General features: G+C 74.1%; 26 protein-coding genes. 14 read left to right on the forward strand and 12 right to left on the reverse strand.

All coding sequences use genetic code 11. The features are described from left to right. The first annotated feature begins 28 nt into the window (after positions 1–28). Entirely contained in the window at positions 29–1,264 is a 1,236-nt protein-coding gene (locus EV188_RS05005) for a patatin-like phospholipase family protein (RefSeq protein WP_133825062.1), read from the forward strand. Continuing rightward, positions 1,261–1,944 carry a GAP family protein gene (locus EV188_RS05010; RefSeq protein WP_133825063.1) on the forward strand — a complete coding sequence of 228 codons (684 nt, stop codon included), beginning with the start codon at positions 1,261–1,263 and terminating at the stop codon, positions 1,942–1,944. The genes EV188_RS05005 and EV188_RS05010 overlap by 4 nt, the downstream gene beginning before the upstream one ends. Here EV188_RS05010 and EV188_RS05015 read toward each other — a convergent pair. Together EV188_RS05015 and EV188_RS05020 are read right to left on the reverse strand one after the other, a co-directional pair. Beyond that, a complete protein-coding gene (locus tag EV188_RS05015; protein WP_133825064.1) occupies positions 1,925–2,626 on the reverse strand; it encodes a response regulator transcription factor in 702 nt (233 codons plus the stop codon). The genes EV188_RS05010 and EV188_RS05015 overlap by 20 nt on opposite strands. Next, on the reverse strand, positions 2,623–3,840 hold the full coding sequence (locus EV188_RS05020) for a sensor histidine kinase (protein ID WP_133825065.1): 1,218 nt from the start codon (positions 3,838–3,840) through the stop codon (positions 2,623–2,625). Before EV188_RS05020 ends, EV188_RS05015 begins: the two co-directional genes overlap by 4 nt. A 131-nt stretch (positions 3,841–3,971) precedes the next feature. Here EV188_RS05020 and EV188_RS05025 point away from each other — a divergent pair, with 131 nt between their 5' ends. Beyond that, complete coding sequence (locus EV188_RS05025; protein ID WP_133825066.1) at positions 3,972–5,438, forward strand: glycosyltransferase family 39 protein; 1,467 nt, start codon at positions 3,972–3,974, stop codon at positions 5,436–5,438. Positions 5,439–5,440: 2 nt separating this feature from the next. Here EV188_RS05025 and EV188_RS32890 read toward each other — a convergent pair whose 3' ends face one another. After that, positions 5,441–5,566, reverse strand: coding sequence for a hypothetical protein (locus tag EV188_RS32890; RefSeq protein ID WP_279536700.1), 126 nt, complete (start codon positions 5,564–5,566; stop codon positions 5,441–5,443). Positions 5,567–5,676: 110 nt separating this feature from the next. On the opposite strand from EV188_RS32890, the gene EV188_RS05030 reads away from it, so the two are divergent. The 6 genes from EV188_RS05030 (at position 5,677) to EV188_RS05055 (ending at position 11,832) form a co-directional block, all read left to right on the forward strand. Continuing rightward, entirely contained in the window at positions 5,677–5,871 is a 195-nt protein-coding gene (locus EV188_RS05030) for a DUF3046 domain-containing protein (protein WP_133825067.1), read from the forward strand. 264 nt (positions 5,872–6,135) lie between these two features. Next, positions 6,136–7,176: a recombinase RecA gene (gene recA, locus EV188_RS05035; protein WP_133825068.1), complete on the forward strand. Its 1,041-nt coding sequence runs from the start codon at positions 6,136–6,138 to the stop codon at positions 7,174–7,176. Positions 7,177–7,180: 4 nt separating this feature from the next. After that, a complete protein-coding gene (locus EV188_RS05040) occupies positions 7,181–7,831 on the forward strand; it encodes a regulatory protein RecX (protein ID WP_243741472.1) in 651 nt (216 codons plus the stop codon). A 310-nt stretch (positions 7,832–8,141) separates the two neighbouring features. Beyond that, positions 8,142–8,978: a hypothetical protein gene (locus EV188_RS05045; RefSeq protein WP_133825069.1), complete on the forward strand. Its 837-nt coding sequence runs from the start codon at positions 8,142–8,144 to the stop codon at positions 8,976–8,978. Then, entirely contained in the window at positions 8,978–10,975 is a 1,998-nt protein-coding gene (locus EV188_RS05050) for a fumarate reductase/succinate dehydrogenase flavoprotein subunit (protein WP_133825070.1), read from the forward strand. The genes EV188_RS05045 and EV188_RS05050 overlap by 1 nt, the downstream gene beginning before the upstream one ends. A gap of 2 nt (positions 10,976–10,977) precedes the next feature. Further along, a complete protein-coding gene (locus EV188_RS05055) occupies positions 10,978–11,832 on the forward strand; it encodes a succinate dehydrogenase/fumarate reductase iron-sulfur subunit (protein ID WP_133825071.1) in 855 nt (284 codons plus the stop codon). A gap of 50 nt (positions 11,833–11,882) precedes the next feature. Here the strand turns inward: EV188_RS05055 and EV188_RS05060 are convergent, their stop codons facing one another. From EV188_RS05060 to EV188_RS05085, 6 genes are all read right to left on the reverse strand, one after another. Then, a complete protein-coding gene (locus EV188_RS05060) occupies positions 11,883–12,338 on the reverse strand; it encodes a DUF3592 domain-containing protein (RefSeq protein WP_133825072.1) in 456 nt (151 codons plus the stop codon). A gap of 2 nt (positions 12,339–12,340) precedes the next feature. Beyond that, entirely contained in the window at positions 12,341–12,856 is a 516-nt protein-coding gene (locus tag EV188_RS05065) for a GNAT family N-acetyltransferase (protein WP_208114028.1), read from the reverse strand. A gap of 7 nt (positions 12,857–12,863) precedes the next feature. After that, the gene (locus tag EV188_RS05070) at positions 12,864–13,721 is read right to left on the reverse strand and encodes an amino acid ABC transporter permease (protein ID WP_133825074.1); all 858 of its coding nucleotides are present in this window, start codon (positions 13,719–13,721) and stop codon (positions 12,864–12,866) included. Continuing rightward, a complete protein-coding gene (locus tag EV188_RS05075; RefSeq protein WP_133825075.1) occupies positions 13,718–14,362 on the reverse strand; it encodes an amino acid ABC transporter permease in 645 nt (214 codons plus the stop codon). Before EV188_RS05075 ends, EV188_RS05070 begins: the two co-directional genes overlap by 4 nt. Positions 14,363–14,428: 66 nt before the next feature. Next, on the reverse strand, positions 14,429–15,325 hold the full coding sequence (locus EV188_RS05080) for a glutamate ABC transporter substrate-binding protein (RefSeq protein ID WP_133825076.1): 897 nt from the start codon (positions 15,323–15,325) through the stop codon (positions 14,429–14,431). Positions 15,326–15,343: 18 nt separating this feature from the next. After that, positions 15,344–16,072: an amino acid ABC transporter ATP-binding protein gene (locus tag EV188_RS05085; protein WP_166659747.1), complete on the reverse strand. Its 729-nt coding sequence runs from the start codon at positions 16,070–16,072 to the stop codon at positions 15,344–15,346. Positions 16,073–16,277: 205 nt separating this feature from the next. Here EV188_RS05085 and EV188_RS05090 point away from each other — a divergent pair, with 205 nt between their 5' ends. Together EV188_RS05090 and EV188_RS05095 are read left to right on the forward strand one after the other, a co-directional pair. Next, the gene (locus EV188_RS05090; protein WP_133825078.1) at positions 16,278–16,952 is read left to right on the forward strand and encodes a response regulator transcription factor; all 675 of its coding nucleotides are present in this window, start codon (positions 16,278–16,280) and stop codon (positions 16,950–16,952) included. A 3-nt stretch (positions 16,953–16,955) separates the two neighbouring features. Continuing rightward, positions 16,956–18,416 (forward strand): sensor histidine kinase, encoded by a 1,461-nt coding sequence (locus EV188_RS05095; RefSeq protein WP_133825079.1) that lies wholly within the window; start codon positions 16,956–16,958, stop codon positions 18,414–18,416. On the opposite strand, the gene EV188_RS05100 is transcribed toward EV188_RS05095, so the two are convergent. After that, a complete protein-coding gene (locus EV188_RS05100) occupies positions 18,392–19,348 on the reverse strand; it encodes a TAXI family TRAP transporter solute-binding subunit (RefSeq protein WP_133825080.1) in 957 nt (318 codons plus the stop codon). The genes EV188_RS05095 and EV188_RS05100 overlap by 25 nt on opposite strands. A 32-nt stretch (positions 19,349–19,380) precedes the next feature. Between EV188_RS05100 and miaB the strand changes: the two genes are divergently transcribed. Further along, a complete protein-coding gene (gene miaB, locus EV188_RS05105) occupies positions 19,381–20,925 on the forward strand; it encodes a tRNA (N6-isopentenyl adenosine(37)-C2)-methylthiotransferase MiaB (RefSeq protein ID WP_133825081.1) in 1,545 nt (514 codons plus the stop codon). Positions 20,926–20,931: 6 nt separating this feature from the next. Next, positions 20,932–21,357: an Rv2732c family membrane protein gene (locus EV188_RS05110; RefSeq protein WP_133825082.1), complete on the forward strand. Its 426-nt coding sequence runs from the start codon at positions 20,932–20,934 to the stop codon at positions 21,355–21,357. Here the strand turns inward: EV188_RS05110 and EV188_RS05115 are convergent, their stop codons facing one another. Then, the gene (locus tag EV188_RS05115) at positions 21,358–22,794 is read right to left on the reverse strand and encodes a DUF349 domain-containing protein (protein WP_133825083.1); all 1,437 of its coding nucleotides are present in this window, start codon (positions 22,792–22,794) and stop codon (positions 21,358–21,360) included. It lies immediately after the preceding gene. A 125-nt stretch (positions 22,795–22,919) separates the two neighbouring features. Here EV188_RS05115 and miaA point away from each other — a divergent pair, with 125 nt between their 5' ends. Further along, positions 22,920–23,840, forward strand: a complete 921-nt coding sequence (miaA, locus tag EV188_RS05120; protein WP_208113978.1) for a tRNA (adenosine(37)-N6)-dimethylallyltransferase MiaA — start codon at positions 22,920–22,922, stop codon at positions 23,838–23,840. A gap of 183 nt (positions 23,841–24,023) precedes the next feature. Here the strand turns inward: miaA and EV188_RS05125 are convergent, their stop codons facing one another. Further along, positions 24,024–25,949, reverse strand: a complete 1,926-nt coding sequence (locus tag EV188_RS05125; RefSeq protein ID WP_133825084.1) for an MDR family MFS transporter — start codon at positions 25,947–25,949, stop codon at positions 24,024–24,026. Between the last annotated feature and the right edge of the window lie 14 nt (positions 25,950–25,963).

Genomic DNA, 25,963 nt, shown 5'->3' on the forward strand with positions numbered 1-25,963 from the left:
GCGGATCGGACACCGCTAGCCTCACCGGGTGCGGATCGCGCTGGCTTTTCAGGGAGGCGGGAGCCACACCGCGTTCACCGCGGGCGTCGTGGCCCGTCTCGTCGACCGGGGCGCGTTCGACGGTCACGACATCGTGGCGGTCAGCGGGACCTCCGGCGGGGCGATCAACGCGCTGCTCGCGTGGTCGGTGCTGCGCGAGGGCCGGCGGGACGCCATCCCGTCCGTGCTCGAGGCCTTCTGGGAGGACAACGCCGCCAGCGGGCCGATCGAGCGCGTCGGCAACGCCCTGCTCGTCGGGGCGGGGCTCGCGCAGAGCCTCGGCCTCGCGCCGCCGCTGAACCCCTATCTGGTGCCGCCGCCGTTCGACGGCCGCGAGGAGTTCCGCCGGCTGCTGCGCCGCCACGTCGACTTCGACGCGCTCACCGCCGACACCGACGCCCGCCACCCCCGGCTCGTGCTCGGCGCGGTCGACGTGCGCAGCGGCGCGTTCCGGGCGTTCGACAGCCGCCGCGACGTGATCACCCCCGACACGGTGCTCGCCTCGGCGGCGATCCCCACCCTCTTCCGCGCGGTCCACGTCGAGGAGGGGGCGTACTGGGACGGGCTGTTCTCGCAGAACCCGCCGGTCGCGCCGCTGCTCGACGACGACCCCGACGAGCTGTGGGTCGTGCAGATCAACCCGACGCGGCGCGACGACGAGCCGCGCACCACCCTCGACATCGCCGACCGGCGCAACGAGCTCGCCGGCAACCTCTCGCTCTACCAGGAGCTCGCCTCGATCGAGAAGATCGACCAGCTCCTCGCGGCCGGCACGCTCACCGCGGACAGCGGGTACCGCCAGGTCGCCGTCCGCGTCCTCGAGCTGGCCCGCCCACCCGCGGCGGGGCTCCTCGGGGCGGCGTCCAAGGTCAACCGGGACGTCTCCTTCCTGCGCGACCTGCGCCGCCGCGGCCGCCACCAGGCCGACGTCTTCCTGGCCGCGCTGCGCTTCGAGCAGGCGTGGACCGACGGCGACGTCGTGGTGCTGGGGGAGCTGCTCGCCGGCGCCGCGATCGAGGTCGAGGCCCCGGTCGTGCCGCCGGCGGACCTGCCGGCGTTCCTCGCCGACGCCGTGGTCCGCGACGTCACGCGCAAGGAACTGGTGGGCGAGGACGTCACGTGGCGGGTGACCGTCGACGGCGCCCCGGGCGTCCTCACGGTGACCGTCGTCGGCCGGCGCGTCGTCGCCCTGCGGCTCGGCCCGGTGCCGGAGGACGAGCGATGAGCCCCGAGGCGCTCGTCCTCGGCCTGGTCAGCGCGGTGCGCGGGGTGACGCTCGCGATCGTCTACGCGCTGCTGCTCTCCGAGCAGTCGCGCCGGCTGCTGGTCGCCTACGTGGTGGCCGGCGCCGCCATCACCCTCGGCGTCGGGATCGTCGTCGTGACCTGGCTGCACACCGGCACGCGCACCTCGGAGGCCACGGCGGGCCGTCTCTGGGTCGACGTCGTGCTCGGGGTGCTCGCCGTCGTCTGGGCGGGCTTCCACCTCGCCGGGCACCCGATCAAGCTGCGCCGGCCCCGGAAGGAGCGCAAGCGGGAGCGGAGCACCGTCCTGCCCGAGGCCCTCGACCGGCGGCTGCGCGCCCCCACGGTGCCGATGGTGATCGGCGCCGGGCTGCTGACGAACCTCCCCGGGCTCTACTACCTCGCCGCGCTCGTGGCGATCCTGCAGACCCACCCGGGCGCGGTGGACGGGATCGTGCAGGTGTCGGTGTACACGCTGCTGCGCTTCGCGGCGCCCGTCGCGGCGCTCGTCCTGGTGCTGCTGCGACCCGACCGCACCATGGAGATCGTGCGGTCGGCGCACGCGTGGGGGCACCGCAACTCCCGGGTGCTGCTCGGGGGGCTGGTCGGCGCCGTGGGGATCTACCTCGTGGTCAAGGGGCTCAGCGGCCTCCTGGGGTGAGGTCGCCGCCGTCGTCCTCGGTCGACAGCCCGGCGTCGTGGGCGAGCAGCGCGAGCTGCGTGCGGTTGTCGAGGTCGAGCTTGGCCAGCGCGCTGGACAGGTAGGTCTTCACCGTCGACAGCGAGAGCCACAGCTCGGTCGAGATGCGGGCGTTGCCCCAGCCCCGCCCGACGGCCGCGGCGACGGCGCGCTCCTGCTCGGACAGCGCGGCGAGGCGGGTGCTCGCCGCGGTGCTGCGGTCCTCGCGTCCGCCCCGACCGTCGCCACCGGTCGCGGCCGCGATCAGCCGCCGGGTGACCGACGACGACAGGCTCGTCCCGCCGGCCGCCACCCGCCGGATCGCGTCCTCGATGTCGGCGGGCGGGGTGTCCTTGACGAGGTAGCCGGTGGCGCCCGCCCGCAGGGCGGCGAGGACGTCCTGGTCGGAGTCGAAGGTCGTCAGCACGAGCACGGCCGGCGGGTCGGTGCCGGCGAGGAGCTCCGCGGTGGCGCGCACCCCGTCGACCCGCGGCATCCGCAGGTCCATGAGCACGACGTCCGGGCGGTGCTCGGCGACCGCGGCCGGCACCTCGTCGCCGTCGGTGGCCTCGGCGACGATCGTGATGTCCTCCGCCTCGCCGAGCATGAGGCGCAGCCCCGAGCGCACGAGCGCGTCGTCGTCGACCACGAGCACGCGGGTCACGCGATCTCCTCCCGGGCTGCGACGGCCGGGCGCTCGTCCGCCGACCTCTCCTCGGACCGCCGCGGGATCCGCACCGCGACCCGGAAGCGGCCGTGGTCGGGCCCGCGGGAGAGCACGCGACCGCCCGCGAGTTCGACCCGCTCGGTGATGCCGAGCAGCCCGTTGCCCGGCGGCCCGGCGCCCGCGGACGGCAGGGGGTTGCTGACGTCGAGCTCGACCTCGCCGTCCTCGGCGGTGCGGAGGTGCACCTCGACGGGCCGGCCCGGGGCGTGGCGGGCGGCGTTGGTCAGCGTCTCCTGGGTGATCCGGTAGAGCGTGCGCCCGCACTCGTCGGGCACGGTCACGCCGTCGAGCCCGTGGTGCAGCGTCACGGGGGTGCCGGCCGCGCGCACGCCGTCCACCAGGCGGTCGAGGTCGGCGAGCGTGGGCTGCGGGGCGATCGCCGCGGTGCCCACCTCGCCCGGCGCGGACGGGTCGGCGTCCGGGTCGCGCAGCACCCCGAGGATGGCGCGCAGGTCGACGAGGGCCTCGCGAGCGCCGGCCCGGACCACCTCGAGCGCGTCGCGGATCTCGTCGGGCGACGCCGTGCGCCGGTGGGCCAGCGCGCCGGCGTGCAGCGACACCATCGAGAGCCGGTGGGCGAGGACGTCGTGCATCTCGCGCGCGATGCGGGTGCGCTCGGCGGTGCGGGCGGCGTCGGCGCGCAGGGCCGCCTCGCGCTCGGCGCGCTCCGCGCGTTCGACCAGCGAGTCCATCAGCTCGTGGCGCGCACGGACGGCGGCGCCGGTGGCCACCACCACGACCGTCGTGCCCGCGGCCCACGCGAACGAGCCCCAGGACGCGCTCTCGGGGCTCTGCAGCCGGAGGAGTCCCTGCAACGGCCCGAGCGCGAGCGAGAAGGCACCCAGGGCGGCGGCGGTGGGCCAGGGCCTGCGCACGGCCAGGGAGAACGTGGCCACCGCCCCGGCCAGCCACGCCGACGTGCAGGGCACCGCCAGCGCGTAGACGACGAGGGCGGAGCCCACCGGGGCGCGGCGACGGGCGAGGACCACGCCCGCCGCGGCGACACCGCCCGCGAGGTCGACCCACCACCATGCCGGGGCCTCGCCCGGCGACGTCGCGGGGTCGACCCACAGCACGAGATAGGTGCCGAGCAGGGACAGGGCGACCGCGCCGGCGTCCCAGAAGCGCGGCGTGGGCCCGGTGGTCGGCACGACGGCCACGCTAGTGGCACCGTCCGACAGCGGCCTCGGTCGAAGGTCGATCAGGGCTCGTCCTTTCGGCGGGGGCATCCCGGACGTCGCACCGTGGTGGGCGTCGCCCGCTCCTCGCGACGATCACTGCCATGTCCGTCACGGAGGCCCCTGCGCCGGTCACGACGCCCGCACCCCGCCCCCGGCACCGGCTCGCGCGCCGGCCCGTCGGCGTCGTCGCCGCCCTGGTGGCGACCGCGCACCTCGCCGTCGCGTGGCGGCCGGGGTGGTTCTTCGACGAGGCCCTGATGCTCGCGATCGGGCGTGACCACCTCGACTGGGGCTCGGCCGACCAGCCGCCCGTGGCGCCGCTGCTCGCGGGGCTGATGGACCTCCTCGCCCCGGGGAACGTCCTGGTCCTCCGGCTGCCGGCGATCGCGGCCACCGCCGCCTCCGTCGTCCTCGCCGCCCTGATCGCCCGCGAGCTCGGCGGTGACCGGCGGGCGCAGACGCTCACGGCGATCGCGCAGGGGACCGGGCTCTGGCTCGCCATCGGCGGGCACTGGACGACGCCCTACACGCTCGAGCCCGTCCTCTGGCTCACCCTGGGCTGGCTGCTCGTGCGCTGGTGGCGCGTGCGCGACGACCGCCTGCTCGTGGCCGTCGGCGTGGTCGTCGGCGTCGGGGCGCAGACCAAGTTCCAGATCCTGCTGCTCGCGGCGGTGCTGCTGGCCTCGGTGGCCGTGCTCGGGCCGCGCGCGATGCTCCGCAGCCGCCGACTGTGGGTCGGGGCCGTCCTCGCGGCCGCGATCGCCGCGCCGACGCTGGTCTGGCAGGCGCTCCACGGGTGGCCGCAGCTGCGGATGGGACCGGTGGTGGCCTCCGAGGCCGAGTTCCTCTACGGCGGGCTCTCCGGGGTCATGCTCGGGATGATCGCGGCCGCGGGCGTGATCGGCGTGCCGCTCGGTCTCTACGGTCTGTGGCGTCTCGTCCGTGACCCGCACCTGGCCGAGCTGCGCTACCTCGCCCTCACGACGGTGGTGCTCTACGCGTTCTTCTCCGTGACGCTCGGCCGCCCCTACTACCTCGCCGGGCTCTACGGGCTGCTCGCCGCGGTGGGTGCCGTCGGGCTGCAGCGCCGCCGCGAGGCGGGGCACCGGCGGATGAGCTGGGTCGCGTGGCCCGCGACCGTGATCGGCGCCGCCGCGGCGATCGCGATGATGCCGCTCTCGACGGTGATGGCCGCGCCGGAGGTCGCCGACACCGTCGCGGGCGCGACCGTCCACGCCTACGACGCGCTGCCCGCGGAGCAGCGGGCGCGCACCGGGGTGATGGCCGAGTCGTACATCTACGCCGCCTACCTGGACGTCGCCGCGCCCGAGGACGCGCTGCCGCCCGCCCTGAGCAGCAACCGCAGCTACGGATGGTTCCCGCCGCCGAGCGACGACGTCGACGCGGTGCTCTACCTCGGATCGAGCGCCGACGAGCTGCGGCCGTGGTTCGCCGACGTCCGGCCCGTCGGGGCGGCCGGCACCGACGCGACGGTCTGGCTCGCGACCGGGCGGCTCGCGCCGTGGGAGAGCTTCTGGCCGACGTTGCGGCACCTGGACGTGACGTAGCGCTAGCGGCGGTTCTGGAACCACCAGCGCAGGAGCACGACGAGCGCCGCGACCAGGCCGAGCACGGCCACGATCGTGCCGAGCGTGCCCCCGGTGGGGTCGAGCGCGGCGGCGAGGAGGAGGGCCACGGGCCGAGGTTACGCCGCGCGGTGTGCCCGGTTCGTGAGGTTCTCCGCGGCCGGTGCCGCCCGCGGGGAGGGCGGCGCCGGCCGGTCGGGTCGGACCTATCGTGGGGAACGTGCGGCTGACCCACTTCCGGCAGTTGATGGACGACGAGTTCGGCACCGTGCGCGCCGGCTCGATCGCCCGTGACCACGTCTTCGGCGGTCTGCGGGGACGCACCGTCGAGCAGGCCCTCGAGGACGGGGACGAGCCGCGCGACGTCTGGCGCGCGGTGTGCGCGGAGTTCGAGGTGCCGGTCGAACGCCGGTGAGGACGCCGGTGGGAGTGCCGGTGAGGACGCCGGTGGGAGTGCCGGTGACCTGCCGACACGCCCGGGCCCGCCCGGGCTCCCCACTCGAACACGTGTTCGTCTACCCTGCTCCGTACGGTCGTCCTGCGACGTCAGCGTCGCCGCCGTCCGTCCACAACCGTTCCGTCCGTCCCCAGGGCGACCGGCTCCGGCACCGCGATGTCGGACCCCCCGCCTACCGTCGGCGTCCGAGAGTCGACCCCTGACCCCGAAGGTGACATCCCCATGGCACAGGCACCGGATCGCGACAAGGCGCTCGAGCTGGCCCTCGCCCAGATCGACAAGCAGTTCGGCAAGGGCTCGGTCATGCGGCTGGGCGACGAGGGCCGGGCGCCGGTCAACATCATCCCCACCGGATCGATCGCGCTCGACGTGGCGCTCGGGGTCGGCGGCCTGCCGCGCGGCCGCGTCGTCGAGATCTACGGCCCGGAGTCCTCGGGCAAGACGACGGTGACGCTGCACGCGGTCGCCAACGCCCAGGCCCAGGGCGGCATCGCGGCGTTCATCGACGCGGAGCACGCGCTCGACCCCGAGTACGCCAAGGCGCTCGGCGTCGACACCGACGCGCTGCTGGTCTCGCAGCCCGACACCGGTGAGCAGGCGCTCGAGATCATGGACATGCTGATCCGCTCGAACGCGCTCGACGTCATCGTGGTCGACTCGGTGGCCGCCCTCGTGCCGCGCGCCGAGATCGAGGGCGACATGGGCGACAGCCACGTCGGTCTCCAGGCCCGCCTGATGAGCCAGGCGCTGCGCAAGATCACCGGTGCGCTGCACGCCTCGGGCACGACGGCGATCTTCATCAACCAGCTCCGCGAGAAGGTCGGCGTCATGTTCGGCTCGCCGGAGACCACCACGGGCGGCAAGGCGCTGAAGTTCTACGCCTCGGTCCGGCTCGACATCCGTCGCATCGAGACGCTCAAGGACGGCGCCGACGCGGTCGGCAACCGCACGCGGGTCAAGGTCGTGAAGAACAAGGTGGCCCCGCCGTTCAAGCAGGCCGAGTTCGACATGATCTACGGCCACGGCATCTCGAAGGAGGGCTCGCTGATCGACATGGGCGTCGAGCAGGCGATCGTCCGCAAGTCGGGGGCCTGGTACACCTACGAGGGCGACCAGCTGGGGCAGGGCAAGGAGAACGCCCGCAAGTTCCTGCGCGACAACCCGGACGTCGCCCTCGAGATCGAGAAGCGCATCAAGGAGAAGCTCGGCATCGGCCCCAAGCTCGACGCCGACGACAGCACGCCCGCCCCGGTCGACTTCTGAGCCGGTGGCGATCGGTCAGGGGGCCGGGCGGCGCCGGACGTCGCGGGGGCGCGCGCCGGAGCCGCCCGACCCCGACGGGCACGACGCGCAGGCGGATCCGCCCGCCGACCCCGCGTCGGTCGCGCGCACCATCTGCCTGAACATGCTCACCACGCGCGCCCGCTCCCGCGCGGAGCTGGCCGACGCGCTGGCCCGCAAGGACGTCCCGGACGACGTCGCCGGCCGCGTGCTCGACCGGCTCGCCGCGGCCAAGCTCGTCGACGACGCCGCGTTCGCGGAGCAGTGGGTGTCCTCGCGACACCGCCACCAGGGTCTGGGCAAGCGCGCGCTCGCCGGCGAGCTGCACCGCAAGGGCGTCGAGCGCGAGACCGCCACCACGGCGATCGACGAGATCAGCCGCGACGACGAGCAGGCGCGCGCCCGGGCGCTGGTCGACCGGCGGCTGCCCTCGCTCGCCCGGTTCGACGACGCGGTGGCCGCGCGGCGCCTGGTCGGGATGCTCGCGCGCAAGGGCTACGACGCCGGCGTCGCCTACACGGTCGTGCGGGAGGCGCTGGCGCAGCGTTCGCCGACGGCGGCTCCGGAGGGTGAGGACGGCGCCGGGTCGCTCGACGACCTCCTGGCGGGCGCCGAGCCGGACGCCGACGACCGCTGACGGTCCCGCGCGCCGCGGGCCACGACCGTCGGCGGGCTGTCGGTACCGCCGGTCGCGGCCGTCACGCGCCCGTGCGCACGGAGAACGCCGCCGGTGGACCGGTCCCGATCACGGACGTGGCCATCGTCACGCCCCGGCACCGGGGTGACCCGGGCGACATCGGTATTCGACGCGTCGTAGTGTGCGGCGCACCACAGAGCGTCGCGTCCGCGGGGTTCCGCACCGACACCGGCCGGCTCGGCCGGCGTCGCGACCCGCCGACGCCGCGTCTCCGCAGACGAGGACGACCCACCAGGACAGGACCGGTGCCGTGACCACCACACACGACTCCGGGACGTACCGGCCGCCGGCGCCGGGACGCCCCGACATCCGACAGCGCACCCTGCGCACCGACCGCTGGTGGCTGCCGCCGCTGGCGAATGCGCTGGGGCTCGCGACCTTCGTCGTCTACGCGACGATCCGGTCGCTGTGGGGCGCGGCGTACTACGTCGAGGAGTACCACTACCTCTCGCCGTTCTACTCGCCGTGCGTGACCGCCTCCTGCGTCCCGGAGGCGAGCCACCTCGGCCAGTGGTTCCCCGCGCTGCCGTGGTTCCTGCCCTACGCGCTGGTCTCGCTGCCGTTCCTGCTCCTGTTCCGGCTGACGTGCTACTACTACCGGAAGTCGTACTACCGGGCGTTCTGGTCGTCGCCGCCGGCGTGCGCGGTCGCGGAGCCGCACACGAAGTACACGGGGGAGACGCGGTTCCCGCTGATCCTGCAGAACGCGCACCGGTACTTCTTCTACGTCGCCGGCCTGATCTCGATCCTCAACACCTACGACATGGTGCTGGCGTTCCAGAGCACCGACCCGGCCACGGGGCAGACGTCGTTCGGGATCGGGCTGGGCACGATCATCCTGCTGATCAACGTGATCGGCCTCTGGCTCTACACGCTGTCGTGCCACTCGTGCCGGCACATCACCGGCGGGCGCCTCAAGCACTTCTCGAAGCACCCGGTGCGCTACCGGATCTGGACCGGCGTCTCGAAGCTGAACACGCGCCACATGCTGTTCGCGTGGATCACCATCGCCACGCTGATCCTCACCGACCTCTACATCATGCTCGTCTCGAGCGGCACCATCTCCGACCTGCGGATCGTGAACTGATGACCGACCCCGGAACCACCACAGCGTTCGAAGCGGCCCACGAACCCCCGACCGCCGTCACCCACCACACCTACGACGTCATCGTCATCGGTGCCGGGGGAGCGGGCCTGCGGGCCGCGATCGAGGCCCGCCTGCGGGGCAAGCGGGTCGCGATCATCTGCAAGTCGCTGTTCGGCAAGGCCCACACGGTCATGGCCGAGGGCGGGATCGCCGCGTCGATGGGCAACGCGAACCCGCGGGACAACTGGGAGGTCCACTTCCGCGACACCATGCGCGGGGGGAAGTTCCTCAACAACTGGCGCATGGCCGAGCTGCACGCCAAGGAGGCGCCGCAGCGGGTCTGGGAGCTCGAGACCTACGGCGCGCTGTTCGACCGCACGCCCGACGGCAAGATCAGCCAGCGCAACTTCGGCGGGCACAACTTCCCGCGCCTGGCCCACGTCGGCGACCGCACGGGCCTGGAGCTGATCCGCACCCTGCAGCAGAAGATCGTCTCGCTGCAGCAGGAGGACTTCGCGCGCACCGGCGACTACGAGTCGGACCTCAAGGTCTTCCACGAGTACACGATCACCGAGCTGCTCAAGGACGGCGACCGGGTCGCGGGCGCGTTCGGCTACCAGCGCCCCACCGGTGAGCTGGTCTGCTTCCACTCCGCGGCGGTCGTGCTCGCGACCGGCGGCGTCGGCAAGTCGTTCAAGGTCACCAGCAACTCGTGGGAGTACACCGGCGACGGCCACGCGCTGGCCATGCGCGCCGGGGCGAAGCTGCTGAACATGGAGTTCGTCCAGTTCCACCCCACGGGGATGGTCTGGCCGCCGAGCGTGAAGGGCATCCTCGTCACCGAGTCGGTGCGCGGTGACGGCGGCGTCCTCAAGAACTCCGACGGCGTGCGCTTCATGTTCAACTACATCCCCGAGGTGTTCCGCGAGCAGTACGCCACGAGCGAGGACGAGGGCGACCGCTGGTACACCGACGCGGACAACAACCGGCGCCCGCCGGAGCTCCTGCCCCGCGACGAGGTCGCCCGCGCGATCAACAACGAGGTCAAGGAGGGCCGCGGCTCGCCGGCCGGCGGCGTCTTCCTCGACGTCTCCAGCCGCATGCCGGCCGCAGAGATCACCCGGCGGCTGCCGTCGATGTACCACCAGTTCAAGGAGCTGGCGGACGTCGACATCACCGCGGGCCCCATGGAGGTCGGCCCGACCTGCCACTACGTCATGGGCGGGGTCGAGGTCGACCCGGACACGGCGGCGTCGGCGGTGCCCGGGCTCTTCGCCGCGGGCGAGGTCGCCGGCGGCATGCACGGCTCCAACCGGCTCGGCGGCAACTCGCTGTCCGACCTGCTGGTGTTCGGCTGCCGCGCCGGCGCCGGCGCGGCGGCGTACCTGGACGGCCTGGCCAGCGTGCCGACGGTGTCCGACGAGTCGGTCACGGCGGCGCGCGAGGACGTCGAGCGCCCGATCCAGAACTCGGGCGGCGAGAACGCCTACACCGTGCACCAGGAACTGCAGCAGACGATGAACGACCTCGTCGGCATCATCCGCAAGGCCGACGAGATGGAGCTGGCGCTCAAGAAGCTCCACGAGCTCCGCGACCGGATCCCGCGCGTGGCGGTCGACGGCCGCCGCGCCTACAACCCGGGCTGGCACCTCGCGCTCGACCTGCGCAACATGCTCATGGTCAGCGAGTGCATCGCGATGGCCGCGCTCGAGCGGCAGGAGAGCCGCGGCGGCCACACCCGCGACGACTACCCGACGATGGACGAGAACTGGCGCCGCGAGCTGCTCGTCTGCTCGCTGCAGGACGGCGAGGTGACCCTCGAGCACCAGGGCCAGCCCTCGATGCGGTCGGACCTCTTCGACCTGTTCGAGATGGACGAGCTGAAGAAGTACTACACCGGCGACGAGCTGGGCGGCCACCGCAGCGACGCCCCGGTCCGGAAGGACGAGGTCAACGCCGACGACCCGGGCAGCGAGCACACGGGAGGGGGAGCGTAAGCATGGGCTACCAGGCGCAGTTCAAGGTGTGGCGGGGCGACGCGGACGGCGGCGACTTCGTCGACTACCGCGTCGAGGTCGAGGAGGGCGAGGTCGTCCTCGACATCATGCACCGGCTCCAGGCCACCCAGGCCGGCGACATGGCGGTGCGCTGGAACTGCAAGGCCGGCAAGTGCGGGTCGTGCAGCGCCGAGGTCAACGGGCGTCCGCGCCTCATGTGCATGACGCGCATGTCGACGTTCGGCGAGGACGAGGAGATCTCGGTCGCGCCGATCCGGACGTTCCCGGTGATCCGCGACCTCGTCACCGACGTGGACTTCAACTACGCGAAGGCCCGGGAGGTCCCGGCGTTCGCGCCGCCGGAGGGTGTCGCGCCCGGCGAGTACCGGATGAGCCAGGTCGACGTCGAGCGCTCGCAGGAGTTCCGCAAGTGCATCGAGTGCTTCCTCTGCCAGAACGTGTGTCACGTCGTCCGTGACCACGAGGAGAACAAGGAGCCGTTCTCCGGTCCGCGCTTCCTCATGCGCTTCGCCGAGCTGGACATGCACCCGCTCGACGTGCGCAACCGCAAGGAGGACGCGCAGGAGGACGGCGGCCTCGGCTACTGCAACATCACCAAGTGCTGCACCGAGGTCTGCCCCGAGCACATCAAGATCACCGACAACGCGCTCATCCCCATGAAGGAGCGCGTCGTCGACCGGAAGTACGACCCGCTGGTCTGGCTCGGCAAGAAGATCTTCAAGCGGCAGGACCTCGAGCAGCGCGGCGCCACCGGCGCCCAATCGCTCGAGAACCCGGGCCCGGACAACGGGTCCGCGCTCGACGCCGACCGGATCGGCCCGGTCGGCACGACCTGAGATCCCGACGCGACGGACCCGTGTCCCGAGGACACGGGTCCGTCGCGTGTCTAGGTCTCCTCGGCATCCCTCTCGGGTCCGCTCTCCTCGAACGGCATCGGCACGCCCAGCGCGAACCCCAGGGTGAGCAGCGCCGTGACGCCGCAGACCACCGCGAGGAACAGCGGCATCAGCGTGGCGAGCCAGGGCCACCCGTCGCCCGCGAGATCGGCGCGGCCCGGGTCGTCGGGGTCGACGACGACGTCCACGACGGCGCCGACCGGGATGTCCTCGCTATGGGTGCTGATCGGGACGGCGACGTCACCGCCCGGGACGACGAGGTAGTCGTCGGCCATACCCAGCCTGGTGTGGAGGTCGACGTCGACCACCCGGGCCGACACCACCTCGCCCCGGACCGCCAGCGACGTGGCGTCCCAGATGGCCGTGCCCGCCTGCCACAGCAGCCAGCCGGTGCCGGCGACGAGCACGAGCGTGACCACGGACCACCCGACGCGCGACCGGGCCACGACTACGGGTCTCCGGCCCCGAGATCGCGCCGCATCGCCACGCGGGGCCAGCGGTCCAGCCCCCGCGCCGCCTCGGTCCGGCGGACCGCGCGCAGCCCCGGCCCGAGCTCGTCGTCGGCGAGCGCGCGGAACCCCAGCCGGGCGTAGTACGGCGCGTTCCACGGCACGTCGACGAACGTGGTCAGGGTGATCGCGGCGCGCCCGGCGGCCCGGGCGCGGCCGGCGAGGTGCTCGACGAGCCCGGCCCCGATGCCGCGGCGGGCGTGGTCGGGGTGCACGGAGACCTGGTCGAGGTGCGCCTCGCCGTCGACGACGTCGTCCATGAGGTAGGCGACCGGTCGATCGTCCTCGGCGGCGACCCACAGCCCGCCGCGCTCGAGCGCGCCGGTGAGGACCACCGTCGAGGGCGGGGTGTCGTCGGCGATCGGGTCCATGCCGACGTCGCGGAACGGCGCGCCCGCGGCGACCTCGATCTGCCGGAGCAGCTCGAGCTCACCGGGGCGCGCCGCGCGGATCACGACGGGGTCAGGTCGCATCCGCCCGCTCGGTCGGCGCGACCGTGAGGACCGCCGGATTGCGGCGCGACCGGGCCTCCAGCCAGGACGCGAGCCACGAGAGCAGCAGGCAGAGCGCGATGTAGATGACCGCGACGACCATGGCGACCGGGATCAGCGGCGAGCCCAGCGTCGCGTTCGACCCGAGGAACTGGGCCTGGAACAGCAGCTCGGGGTAGGTGATGAGGAACCCGAGCGCCGAGTCCTTGAGCAGCACCACGAGCTGGCTGACGATCGCCGGGAGCATCGAGCGCACCGCCTGCGGCAGCAGCACGAAGCGCATGACCCCCGACTTGCGCAGGCCCAGGGCGTACGCGGCCTCCGACTGCCCGCGCGGGACGGCGAGCACGCCGGCGCGGAACACCTCGGCGAGCACGGCGCCGTTGTAGAGCGTCAGGCCCAGCACCACGGCGGCGTAGGTCGAGACGGTGATCCCGACCGACGGCAGGCCGTAGTAGAAGAGGAACATCAGCACGACCAGCGGCACGGCCCGGAAGAGCTCGACGAACCAGCTCGACAGCGTCCGCAGCCAGCGGTGGTCGGAGAGCCGCCCGAGGGCGAGCAGCGCGCCCAGGACCAGCGCCAGCACGGCGCCGGACGCGAAGGCCCGCAGCGTGTTGACCAGGCCGTCGAGCAGGGCGAGCTGGACGTTCTCGTAGAGGATCCACTCCCACGCGCGGGCGTCGAGCTGTCCGGTGGCCGCGAGCCGCCAGATGATGACGCCGACCAGCGCGGCGACGAACACCAGCGTGACGACGCCCGCGACCGTGTTGCGGGCCTTCGCGCGCGGCCCCGGGACGTCGAAGAGGACCGCGGTCGGGGCGCTCATCGGGCCACGCTCCAGCGCTTCTCCAGCCGGCGCTGCAGCACCGTCAGGGGGATCACGAGGATGATGAAGCCGACCGCGACCCACAGCAGCGCCACCAGCGTCGACCCGCCCTGCTCGTTGACCGCGCGGTAGAACCCGCCGGCCTCGAACACCGAGAAGCCCGCGGCGACGGTGGTGTTCTTCAGCAGCGCGATCTGCACGCTCGTCAGCGGCGGCATCACCGAGCGCACCGCCTGCGGCAGCACGACGAGGCTCAGGGTCTGGCTGAAGCCGAGCCCGAGCGCGCGGGCCGCCTCGGACTGGCCCGCGGGCACCGTGCTGATCCCGCCGCGCACGACCTCGCACACGAACGCCGCCGTGTAGAGCGAGAGCCCGATGACCGCGAGGAGGAAGAACGGCAGGTAGAAGAAGAGCTTGGTGAACCCGAGGGCGAAGAAGAACAGCACGAGGGTCAGCGGGGTGTTGCGCAGCAGCGTCACGTAGCCCGTACCGACCGCGCGCATCGCCGGGACCGGGCTGACCCGCATCGCCGCCAGGATCACGCCCAGGATCAGCGACGCGATCGCCGAGAGCACGAACAGCCCGATCGTGCCGCCGAAGCGGGTGAGGTACTCGGAGAGGTTGCCGAACAGGACGTCCATGGGGTCTCCCCTCGTGAGGGATCCGGGTCGTCATGACGACCCGGATCCCTCACGTGCGCGGAGCGCCTAGTAGCGCTCGATGGGCGGGGGCTGGGGCGCCGGGGTGCCGGAGCGGCCCAGCGTCTCGTTGTAGAGCCGCGTCCAGGTGCCGTCGTTCTCGGCCTGCTGGAGCAGGTCGTTGACCTTGTTCCGCAGCGCGACGTCGTCGCGGTTCATGCCGATGCCGTACGGCTCCTCGGAGAAGGTCTGGCCCACGACGCGCAGCTGGTCGGGGGTCTGGGCGGCGTAGCCCTGCAGGATCGCGTTGTCCGTCGTGACGGCGTCGACCTGGCCGCCGCGCAGGGCGTCGACGCACTGCGAGTAGTTCTGGAACTCGACCACGTTCTGGGTCAGGTTCTGCTCGCGGACCCGCTGGATCGGCGTCGAGCCGGTCGCCGAGCAGACCCGCTTGCCCTGCAGGGTCTGCGGGCCGGTGATCGACTGGTCGTCGGCGCGGACGAGGAGGTCCTGGCCGGCGACGAAGTACGGGCCGGCGAAGCCGACGCGCTGCTTGCGGCTGTCGTTGATCGTGTACGTGCCGACGTAGAGGTCGACGTCGCCGCGCGAGATCGCGTCCTCGCGGGCGGCCGACGGGATGACCCGGTACTCGATCTGCTCGGGCGCGAAGCCGAGGCCGGCCGCGACCATGCGCCCGATCTCGATGTCGAAGCCGGTGTACTGGCCGGTGGTCGGGTCCTGGATGCCGAGGCCCGGCTGGTCGTTCTTGACGCCGAGGATCAGGCGCCCGCGCTGCTGCATCGAGGCGAACACCGGCGAGCCGGGCACCTGCACGTTCTGGGCGACCGGGGACCCCGCGACCGGCTGACCGCCGGGGCTGCCCTCACGGCCGCACGCGGCGCCGAACGCCATCGCGAGCACCGCGAGGAGCACGCCGAGGGACCGGAGCGAGACGAGGCGTCTCATGACGGCTCCTTCCAACTTCTAGTGGGTGAGGATCTTGCCGAGGAAGTCGCGGGCCCGTTCCGTGGCGGGCCGGGAGAAGAAGCTGTCCGGCGTGGTGTCCTCGACGATCTCGCCGTCGGCCATGAACACGACGCGGTGCGCGGTGCGGCGGGCGAAGCCCATCTCGTGGGTGACCACGACCATGGTCATGCCGTCCTTCGCGAGGCCGGACATGACCTCGACGACCTCGCCGACCATCTCGGGGTCGAGCGCCGAGGTCGGCTCGTCGAAGAGCATCACCTTGGGCTCCATGGCGAGCGCGCGGGCGATGGCCACGCGCTGCTGCTGGCCGCCGGAGAGCTGGGCGGGGTACTTGTCGGACTGGTTGCCGATGCCCACGCGGTCGAGCAGGGTCCGCGCCCGCTCCTGCGCCTCGGACTTCGACTTCCCGCGCACCCGCGTCGGCGCCAGCGTGACGTTGTCGAGGATCGTCATGTGGGCGAAGAGGTTGAACTGCTGGAACACCATGCCCACGTCGGAGCGCAGCTTCGCGAGGTCGCGGCCCTCGGCGGGCAGCGGGGTCCCGTCGATCTCGACGGTGCCGCCGTCGACGGGCTCGAGGCGGTTGATCGCCCGGCACAGCGTCGACTTGCCCGACCCCGACGGGCCGAGGACGACGACGACCTCGCCGCGGGCGACCTCGAGGTCGATGTCGCGCAGGACGTGCAGGTCGCCGAAGTGCTTGTTGACGCCCGTCATCCGCACCATCGGGGTGCCGGAGGAGGGTCCTGACGGCGCTGGGGTCTGGTCGGCCATGCTCGGGCTCCTGTCCGTCGCTCCACCGTGAGGCGGTGCACGGAAGGTGCCAGCGCCGTGATCTGGGCGTCCACGCTCTTGAGGAAGACTTAGGGTTACCCCGCCGCTCCGTAACGTCAGGGACGTCGGGGACGTTCGCCGCCGAGAGGGGGCCGCCGTGCGAGTGCTCGTCGTGGAGGACGACGACCGGGTCGCCGCGGCCCTGCGCGCCGCGCTGTCCCGCCACGAGATGGAGGTCGAGCGGGTCAGCCGCGGCCTCGCGGTGCTGCCGCACCTGCCCGGCACCGACGTGGTGCTGCTCGACCTCGGCCTGCCCGACGTCGACGGGCTCGAGGTGTGCCGGCGCATCCGCGACGCCGCCGACGTCCCGGTGATCGTCGTCAGCGCCCGCGGCAGCGTCGACGAGCGCATCCTCGGGCTGCACTACGGCGCCGACGACTACCTGGTCAAGCCCTACGACATCGGCGAGCTCGTCGCCCGGATCCACGCGGTGCGCCGGCGCCGGGGGACGACCGCCCCGGCTGCCGCTCCGGACCCCGTGACCGAGCTGGGCGAGGGCGTCGTGCTCGACCGCGCCCGCCACACGCTGACCGTCGACGGCGCCGACGTGTCCCTCTCGCGCAAGGAGTTCTCGGTGCTCGCGCTGCTCGCCGAGGCCGACGGCGCGGTGTGCACCCGCGACCGCCTCGTCGCCGAGGTGTGGGGACGCCGGTGGCCGGGCGCCGACCGCACCCTCGACGTCCACGTCGCCACGCTGCGCACGAAGCTCGGCCGGCCGGGGATGGTCGCGACGGTCCGGGGCGTGGGGTACCGGCTGGCGACGGGGGCCTGAACCGTGCGCACGCGGCTGCTCGTCGTCTTCTCGGTGCTGGTCGGGATGCTGGTGCTGGGCCTCGGGCTGCCGCTCGCGGGCGCGTCGGCGTCGACGGCGACCTCGCGGCTGTTCGCCGACCGGCTGGGCGACACCTCGCGCTTCGCCGCGCTCTCGCAGCGCGCGGTCGGCGACGGGGACACGAGCGCCCTGGCCGCCGAGCTCGCACGCTACGACGACGTCTACGGCGTCACCGCGCTGGTCGTCGACCGCGAGGGCCGGGTGCTCGCGTCGTCGCGGTCCGAGGTGCCCGAGCCCGCCGCGCGCCGGGTCCAGCTCGCGCTCGCCGGTCAGCGCTCCGAGCCGCCGGACCCGGTGTGGCCGTGGCAGAGCGCGCCGCTGCTGCTCGCCGAGCCGGTCCTCGTCGGCGGCGAGGTCCGCGGCGCGGCGGTGACGATCTCGCCGATCGCGCCGGCGCGGGCCGAGACGCTGCGGGTGTGGGCGGCGCTCGCCGCGGCGGGCCTGGTGGCGCTCGCCGTGGCGGCCGGGCTCGCGCTGCCGCTGGTGCGCTGGATCCTCGCCCCGGTCGAGAGCCTCGACGAGGGCACCGCGCAGGTCGCCGCGGCCGTGCGGGCCGGGCGGGCGCCACGGCCGGTCGGCGACGGGCGCGGGCCGCCCGAGCTGCGCCGGCTGAGCAGGCACTTCGACCAGATGGCGGCCGGCGTGACCCACGCGCTCGAGTCCCAGCGCGCGTTCGTCGCCGACGCGGGCCACCAGCTGCGCAACCCGCTGACCGCGCTGCGCCTGCGGATGCAGAACGTCGGCGCCGCCCTCGCCGCGCCGGACGCGCGGGTCGACGACAACCTGCGCGAGGAGCACGGCGCGGCGCTGGAGGAGACCGACCGGCTCGCGGGCGTGCTCGACGCGCTGCTCGCGCTGGCGAAGGCCGAGGGACGCCCGGCGCAGCCCGTGGCGATGCCGCTGGACCCGCTGCTCGACGACCGGGCCGACGCGTGGCGGGTGCTCGCCGAGCACGAGGGCCTGTCCCTGCGCCGCCGCGGCCCGGGCGGGCTCGTGGCGCGCTCCGACGTCGACTCCGTGGTCGCGGTGCTCGACGCCGTCCTCGACAACGCCCTGAAGTACGCCCCGCCGGGCACCGAGGTCGAGCTGTCGACCGCCCGCGTCGAGGGCCGGGTCGAGATCGGCGTGCGCGACCACGGCCGCGGCCTCGACCCCGCGGAGCTGGAGCGGGCGACCGACCGGTTCTGGCGGGCACCGGCCCAGAACGGGCACGACGGGACCGGGCTCGGCCTCGCCATCGCCGCGCGGTCGGCCGAGCGCGCGGGCGGGGAGCTCGTGCTGCAGCTGCCCGAGGACGGCGGCCTGCGCGTCGTGCTGCGCCTGCCGCCGGGCGCGGCGCGGGACGCCGCGGGGGAGGCGGGGGCGGCCGAGGCGGGAGCTCAGACCCCCTTGAACGCCCGGTAGGCCGCGACCGCGCCGGGGTGCAGGGCCACCGGCTGGGTGCCGATGGCGGTGCGCGGGTCGATGCTGCGCCCGGCGGGGTCGGCGAGCGCGAGGGCGTCGCGGCGCTCGAGCATCGAGCGGACCAGCGCCTCGGCCAGGTCCGGCGCCATGTCCGCGGTGACGAGCAGGACGTTGCGCACCGACGTGGTGCTCACGGGGTCGGGGAGCCGGTAGGTGCCCGCCGGGACCGTGGTGACGTCGTAGACCGGGTAGCCGGTGCGCAGCCGGGCGGTCTCCTCGCCGAGGTCGAGCAGGCGCACGGGGCGGCGTCGGGCGAGCTGGTCGACGCCCGCGGTGGGCACGCCGCCGGACCAGAAGAACGCGTCGAGCTCGCCGCGCTCCAGGCCCGCGAGGGAGTCGTCGAGGCCGAGCATCACCGCGTCCATGTCCCGCTCGGCGGTCAGCCCGACGGTGGCGAGCAGGCGCGGGGCGATGACGAGGACGCCCGAGTTCCGGGCGCCGACCGACACCCGGCGCCCGCGCAGGTCGGCGAGGCGGCGGACCGGCGACTCGGCGGGCACGACGACGTGGATGCCGTCGTCGTGCACCCGGGCCAGCGCCTGCAGCGGGTGGCGGGGCCGGGCGCCGTCGACCGCGCCGTCGACCGCGACGTCGGCGGCGCAGAACGCGACCCGCGCGCGCCCGGAGACGAGCATGCCGACGTTGTCGACGGAGCCCTCGCTACCGAGCACGCCCGTGGCGACGCCGGGATCGACGCCCCAGATGCCGGCCAGGGCGTCGCCGAGGCGCCGGTAGACGCCCTGCGGACCGCCCGTCGCGACGACGACCGGCGACTCGCCGCCGGCCGGTCCGGCGCAGCCGGCGGCGGCCGCGCCCGCGGCGGCGAGCGCCGTCAGGAGGACCGTGCGGCGGGAGGCGACCACGCGCGGCATCGTCGCACCCCGGAGGCCTACCCTGGGCCCTGATGACGGCCGCGACCTTCCACATCCGCACCCACGGGTGCCAGATGAACGTGCACGACTCCGAGCGCCTCGCGGGCGTGCTGGAGGAGGCCGGGTACGAGCACACCGACGACGCCGACGGCGCCGACCTGGTCGTGTTCAACACCTGCGCGGTGCGCGAGAACGCCGACAACAAGCTCTACGGCCAGCTCGGCAACCTCGCCCCGGAGAAGGCCCAGCGGCCCGGCATGCAGATCGCGGTCGGCGGCTGCCTGGCCCAGAAGGACCGCGACGCCGTCGTGCGGAAGGCGCCGTGGGTCGACGTCGTCTTCGGCACCCACAACACCGGGTCGCTGCCCGCGCTGCTCGAGCGCGCCCGGCACAACGGCGAGGCCCAGGTCGAGATCCTCGAGGCGCTCGAGACCTTCCCGTCGCACCTGCCCGCGCGCCGCGACTCCGCCTACGCCGGCTGGGTCTCGATCTCCGTGGGCTGCAACAACACCTGCACCTTCTGCATCGTGCCGTCGCTGCGCGGCAAGGAGGTCGACCGGCGCCCGGGGGAGATCCTCGCCGAGGTCGAGGCGCTCGTCGCCGAGGGTGTGCTCGAGGTGACGCTGCTCGGCCAGAACGTCAACGCGTACGGCGTCTCGTTCGACGACCGGGCCAGCGGGCGCACCGCGTTCGCCGACCTGCTGCGCTCCTGCGGGCGCGTCGAGGGCCTCGAGCGGGTCCGGTTCACCAGCCCGCACCCGCGCGACTTCACCTCCGACGTCATCACCGCCATGGCCGAGACGCCGAACGTCTGCCCGCAGCTGCACATGCCGCTGCAGTCGGGGTCCGACCGGGTGCTCAAGGCGATGCGCCGGTCGTACCGCGCGAAGCGCTACCTCGACATCGTCGACGACGTCCGCGCCGCGATGCCCGACGCGGCGCTGACCACCGACATCATCGTCGGCTTCCCCGGGGAGACCGAGGAGGACTTCGCCGGGACGCTGCGCGTGGTCGAGGCGTCGCGGTTCTCGCAGGCCTTCACGTTCCAGTACTCGCCGCGCCCCGGCACGCCCGCCGCCTCGCTGCCCGACCAGGTGCCGAAGGCCGTCGTGCAGGAGCGCTACGACCGGCTGGTCGCGCTCCAGGAGGAAATCTCCCTGGAGCTCAACCGGGAGCAGGTCGGGCGCGAGCTCGAGCTGATCGTCTCCACGGGCGAGGGCCGCAAGGACACCGCGACCCGGCGGATGAGCGGGCGCGCCCGCGACGGGCGGCTCGTGCACTTCACGCCGACCGGGACGACGGAGGAGATCCGGCCCGGCGACGTCGTCACCGTCCGCGCCACCTACGGCGCTCCGCACCACGTCGTCGCCGACGGCGACGTCCTGACCCACCGCCGCACGCGCGCCGGCGACGCCCACGCGGCGGGGCAGCGGCCGACCACGCCGCGCACCACCGGGCTGGGCCTGCCGACGCTCGGCCCGCCGGCCGCCGCGCCGGCTGTGTCGGCCCCGGGCTGCTCGGCCGACGGGTCGAGCTCCGCTGCGCTCCGTCTCCCGGCACCCCTGACGGAGGTCTGAGCACCGATGACCGAATCCTCCACCGCCCCCGCCCCCTCGGCCCGCGTCGACTTCGGGCCCGGCGCGCTCGTCGCCGCCGTCGCGGTCCTCGTGCTGCTGCTCGCCGCGGTCCTGCCGTGGACCGGGCTCGGCGCGTCGGGCTGGGAGGTCGTCCTCGGCCGCCCCGGCGTCACCGGGCTGCCGCGCCTGTTCGGCACGCTCGCGGTGGTGTTCGGCGTGGTCGGCACCGCGGTCACGCTGCTGACCCGGCGCTGGCCCGCCGTGTTCGTCACGGCCGCCGGCTGCACGATCACCTCGGTGACGGGCCTGTGGGCGATCTGGTCGCAGAACACCAGCGCCGGCACGGGCCCGGGCATCGGGCTCTGGCTGGCGCTGCTGGCGATGATCGTGCTGGCCGGGCGCTGGGCGAGCTTCGCCTTCTCCCGGCGCTGACTACCGGGTCGCGTCCTCCGCGGCGGCGAGCCACTCCCGCCACTGCGCGGCCTGGCGCTCCGCCTCCTGGGCGCGGCGGCGGTCGCCCGCCGCGTGCGCCTTGGCCGCCTGGGCCTCGAACTGCTCGACGCGCGCGCGGAACTGGCCGACCCGGGCCTCGGTCTCGGGGTCCGCGGCCTGCCAGCGGCGGTCGACGGCCGCGCGCACGCGGTCCTCGACCTCCTTGAGGCGCGCCGAGAACTCCCGCACCCGCTCCCGCGGGACCTTGCCGATCGCGTCCCAGCGCTCCTGCACCTCGCGCAGCGCGGTGCGGGCGGCGTCGACGTCGGAGAGATCGATGCGCCCGGCCTCGGCGAGCAGCGCCTCCTTGGCGCGGGCGTTGTCGGTGAACTCGGCGTCGCGGGCCGAGAACGCCTCCGACCGGCGGGAGAAGAACGCGTCCTGGGCGCCGCGGAACCGCGCCCACAGCGCGTCGTCGGCGTCCTTGCTCGTGCGCCCGGCCGCCTTCCACTCCGCCATGAGCTCCTTGTAGCGCCCGGCGGTCGGCCCCCAGTCGGTGGACTCGGTGAGCGACTCGGCCTCGACGACCAGGTCCTCCTTGCGCGCCTTCGCGGCGGTGCGGGCGCGGTCGAGCTCGGCGAAGTGGGCGCCGCGGCGGCGGGCGAACGTCTCGCGGGCGCGGGAGAAGCGCTTCCACAGCGCGTCGTCGGTCTTGCGGTCGATCCCCTTGACCGCCTTCCACTCCTCGATCATCGCCTGGAAGCGGTCGCCGGCGTGCTTCCAGCGCGTGGTCTCCTCGGCGAGGGTCTCGGCCTCGGCGATGAGCGCCTCCTTGCGGGCGACCGCGTCGTCGCGCGCGCCCGCCCGCGCGGCCCGCTCGGTCTCCTCGGCGCCCTCGGCGGCGGCGACCACGGCGTCGAGACGGTGGCCGAGCCCCACGACGTCGCCGACCACGGCGGCGTCGACGAGCTTCTCGCGCAGGGTGGTGGCGCTGCGCAGGATCGCGCGGGCCTCGCCCCGGCCGCCGGTGAGACGCCGGACGAGCAGGTCGACCTCGGTGCGCAGGTCGTCGAAGCGCACCGCGAAGTGGGCGAGGCCCTCGACGGCGTCGCCGGCCTGCCAGGAACCGACCGCCCGCTCGCCGTCGGCCGTCGTGACCCACACGGTGCCGTCGTCGTCGACCCGGCCCCAGCGCGCGGGGTCGGCCGCCGCCGACGGGACGGACGGGAACGCGGGCGCCGACCCGGAGGGGCCGGGCGTGGGGGCGGCCGGCGGGGCCGGGTGAGCAGCAGCGTCGGTGTGCGCGACGTCGGGGGTGGCCTGCGGGACGGCCTGCGCGACCTCGGGGGAGGTCACGGTGACGGCCTCGGGTGCGGCCTCGGTGGCGCCGTCGGGGCGCGCCCCGTCGACGGCCTCCGCAGCCTGCTCGTCGGTCATCGGCCCCGACACCTCCAGCTCCTACGGTTCGGGCATTCAAGCAGGTCCGCCGAGTGTGCAGGAACTCCCTGCCCCCGTGGTGGGCTCGCGCGACCCGGGTCGGGCGTCCGGCATCCTGGGCGGCGATGACCCGCCCGATCGCCCCGATCGCCCTGGTCGGCCCGACGGCGACCGGGAAGTCCGACCTCGCGCTCGACCTCGCCGACGCGCTCGCCCGCCGCGGGTCGGGCGCGGAGGTCGTCAACGCCGACGCCATGCAGCTCTACCGCGGCATGGACGTCGGCACCGCCAAGCTCCCGCCGGACGCGCGCCGCGGTGTGCCGCACCACCTGCTCGACGTCCTCGACGTCACCGACACGGCCACGGTCGCGGCCTACCAGCGCGACGCCCGCGCCGCGGTCGACGCGATCCGGGCGCGGGGACGCGTGCCGCTGGTCGTCGGCGGGTCGGGGCTCTACGTGCAGGCGGTCCTCGACGACCTCGAGTTCCCCGGCACCGACCCGGCGCTGCGGGCCCGGCTCGACGCCGAGCTCGCGGCGGTGGGGCCGGGGCAGATGCACGCCCGCCTCGCCGCGCGGGACCCGGACGCGGCGCGCGACATCCTCACGAGCAACGGGCGCCGCATCGTCCGGGCGCTCGAGGTCGTCGAGCTGACCGGGCGCCCGTTCGCGGCGAGCCTGCCCGTGCCGGGGGCGCCGCGGCACGACGCGGTGCTCGTCGGGCTCGACCGCGACACCGCGGTGCTCGACGAGCGGATCGAGGTGCGCGTCGACGCGATGCTCGCCGGCGGGCTCGTCGACGAGGTGGCGGCGCTGGCGGACCGCGGGCTGCGCGACGGCGTGACGGCGTCGCGCGCCGTCGGCTACCGCGAGGTCCTCGAGCACCTCGACGGCGCGATCGACCTCGACGAGGCCCGGCGCCGCACGGTCGTCGCCACCCGGCGGCTCGTGCGCCGCCAGCGCTCGTGGTTCCGGCGCGACACCCGCGTGCAGTGGCTCGACGCCGCCGCACCGGACCTCGTCGCCGCGGTGCTCGGCCTGCTCTGAGGTGTCGCGAGGCCCGGCCCCGCCGGTGATCACGAGCGACGTCACGCACGTCGCCGGACGCCGACGGTGCATGGCGTCGCCCCTGATCTCCCTGGCACTCCTCCCGGAGACGAGCGAAGGGCCCCTTCGCTCGATCTAGCTGAGCGAAGGGGCCCTTCGGTCGGAACCCGGGGCGGGCGAGCGCTACCGCTCGGCGCCCAGCGACACCGTCGGGGCGTCGAGAGCTTCCGCGCGCGAGTGCCGGCCCGTGTGCGAGGACGTCGTCAGCGCGATGTCGCGGTGCTGCGGCCCGGTGGCCCCGCCCAGCGCCTCGACGTGCGGGTTGCCCTGCCACTGCACGACGAGCAGGTGCGGGCGGCCGGGGGTCGCGGCGTCGACGGTGTAGGCGCCGTCGTGCCCGGCAACGGCCCGTCCGAGCTGGCGGCCGTCGGCGTCGACGACCGTGAGCACCGCGTACGGGGCGGGCTCGCCGTCGTGGCGCACGATCCCGCGCAGGGTCGGGCGGCGCAGGCGGACGGTGTCGGCACCGGTCGCGCCCGTCTCGGTCTCGGTGACCGTGGACTCGATGTCGATCGTGTGCCGCAGCGGCACCTCGCGCAGGAAGACGATCGCGACCAGCGCGAGGAGCGCCAGCGGCGCGGCGACGAGGAACAGGGTGCCGATCGAGTCGCCGTAGGCGTTCTCGATGACCGTGCGGATCGGCGCCGGCAGCGTCGCGAGGTTCGGGATCTGGCCGCCCGAGGAGCCGGTGGCCGAGGCCGGGATGCCGAGGTTCGCCAGGCCCGCGGTGATCGAGCTCGAGACCTGGGTGGTGAGCAGCGCGCCGAGCGCGGCCACGCCGGCCGCACCGCCGAGCGAGCGGAAGAACGCGACCGTGGAGCTGGCGGCGCCCATCTCGCTCATCGCGACCTGGTTCTGCACCGCGAGCACGAGGTTCTGCTGGGTGGCGCCGACGCCGATGCCGACCATCGCCATGAACACCGCGAGCAGCGGGTAGGGCACGGTCGCGCTGACGAACAGGCCCTCGAGCAGCAGCCCGGCGGTGAGCAGGATGCCGCCGCCGACGAGGTAGGGCTTCCAGCGGCCGTAGCGGGAGATCAGCTGGCCGACGACCGTCGAGGCGAGGAACAGCCCGGCGATCATCGGGAGCGTGAGCAGGCCGGCCTCGGTGGCCGTCGCGCCGCGGGCGAGCTGGAAGAACTGGCTCAGGTAGACCGTCGAGCCGAACATCGCGACGCCGACGAACAGGCCGGCGATCGTGGCCAGCGCGACCGTCGGGTTGCGGAAGAGGTGCAGCGGCACGATCGGCTCGCGCACCTTCGACTCGACGACCACGGCCGCGACGAGGGCGAGGATGCCGCCGCCGACCCAGGCCACCGACGTCCACGAGCCCCAGGCGAACTGGTGCCCGGCCAGCGAGGTCCAGATGAGCAGCGCCGAGACGCCGGCGGCGATGAGGACCGCGCCGAGGTAGTCGATGTGCACCTCGCGCTTGACCGTCGGCACGCTCAGGGTGCGCTGCAGGACGACGAGCGCGACGACCGCGATCGGCACGGTGACGTAGAAGCACCAGCGCCAGCCGATGGTGTCGACGATGACGCCGCCGATGAGCGGGCCGCCGACCGTCGCCACGGCCATGATCGCGCCGAGGTAGCCGGAGTACCGGCCGCGCTCGCGCGGCGGGATGATCGCGGCGATCACGACCTGGGCCAGCGCCATGAGCCCGCCCATGCCGAGGCCCTGGATGACGCGGAAGCCGATGAGCATCTCGGTGCTCGTCGTCAGGCCGCAGAGCATCGACCCGACGATGAACATCGTGATCGCGATCTGGACCAGCAGCTTCTTCGAGAAGAGGTCGGCGAGCTTGCCCCAGATCGGGGTCGACGCCGTCATCGCGAGCAGCGACGCGGTGACGACCCACGTGTACTGCGCCTGGGTGCCGCCGAGGTCGGCGAGGATCCGCGGCAGCGCGTTGGACACGATCGTCGAGGACAGGATCGCGACGAACAGGGCCATGAGCAGGCCCGAGAGGGCCACCAGCACGTGGCGGGTGGCGGGGGGTTCGGCGCTGTCAGCGAGAGCGGGCGGCGTCGTCGCCGGTGCGGACATCAGGGTTCTCCGTC

Source organism: Actinomycetospora succinea, from assembly GCF_004363095.1.
GTDB lineage: Bacteria > Actinomycetota > Actinomycetes > Mycobacteriales > Pseudonocardiaceae > Actinomycetospora > Actinomycetospora succinea.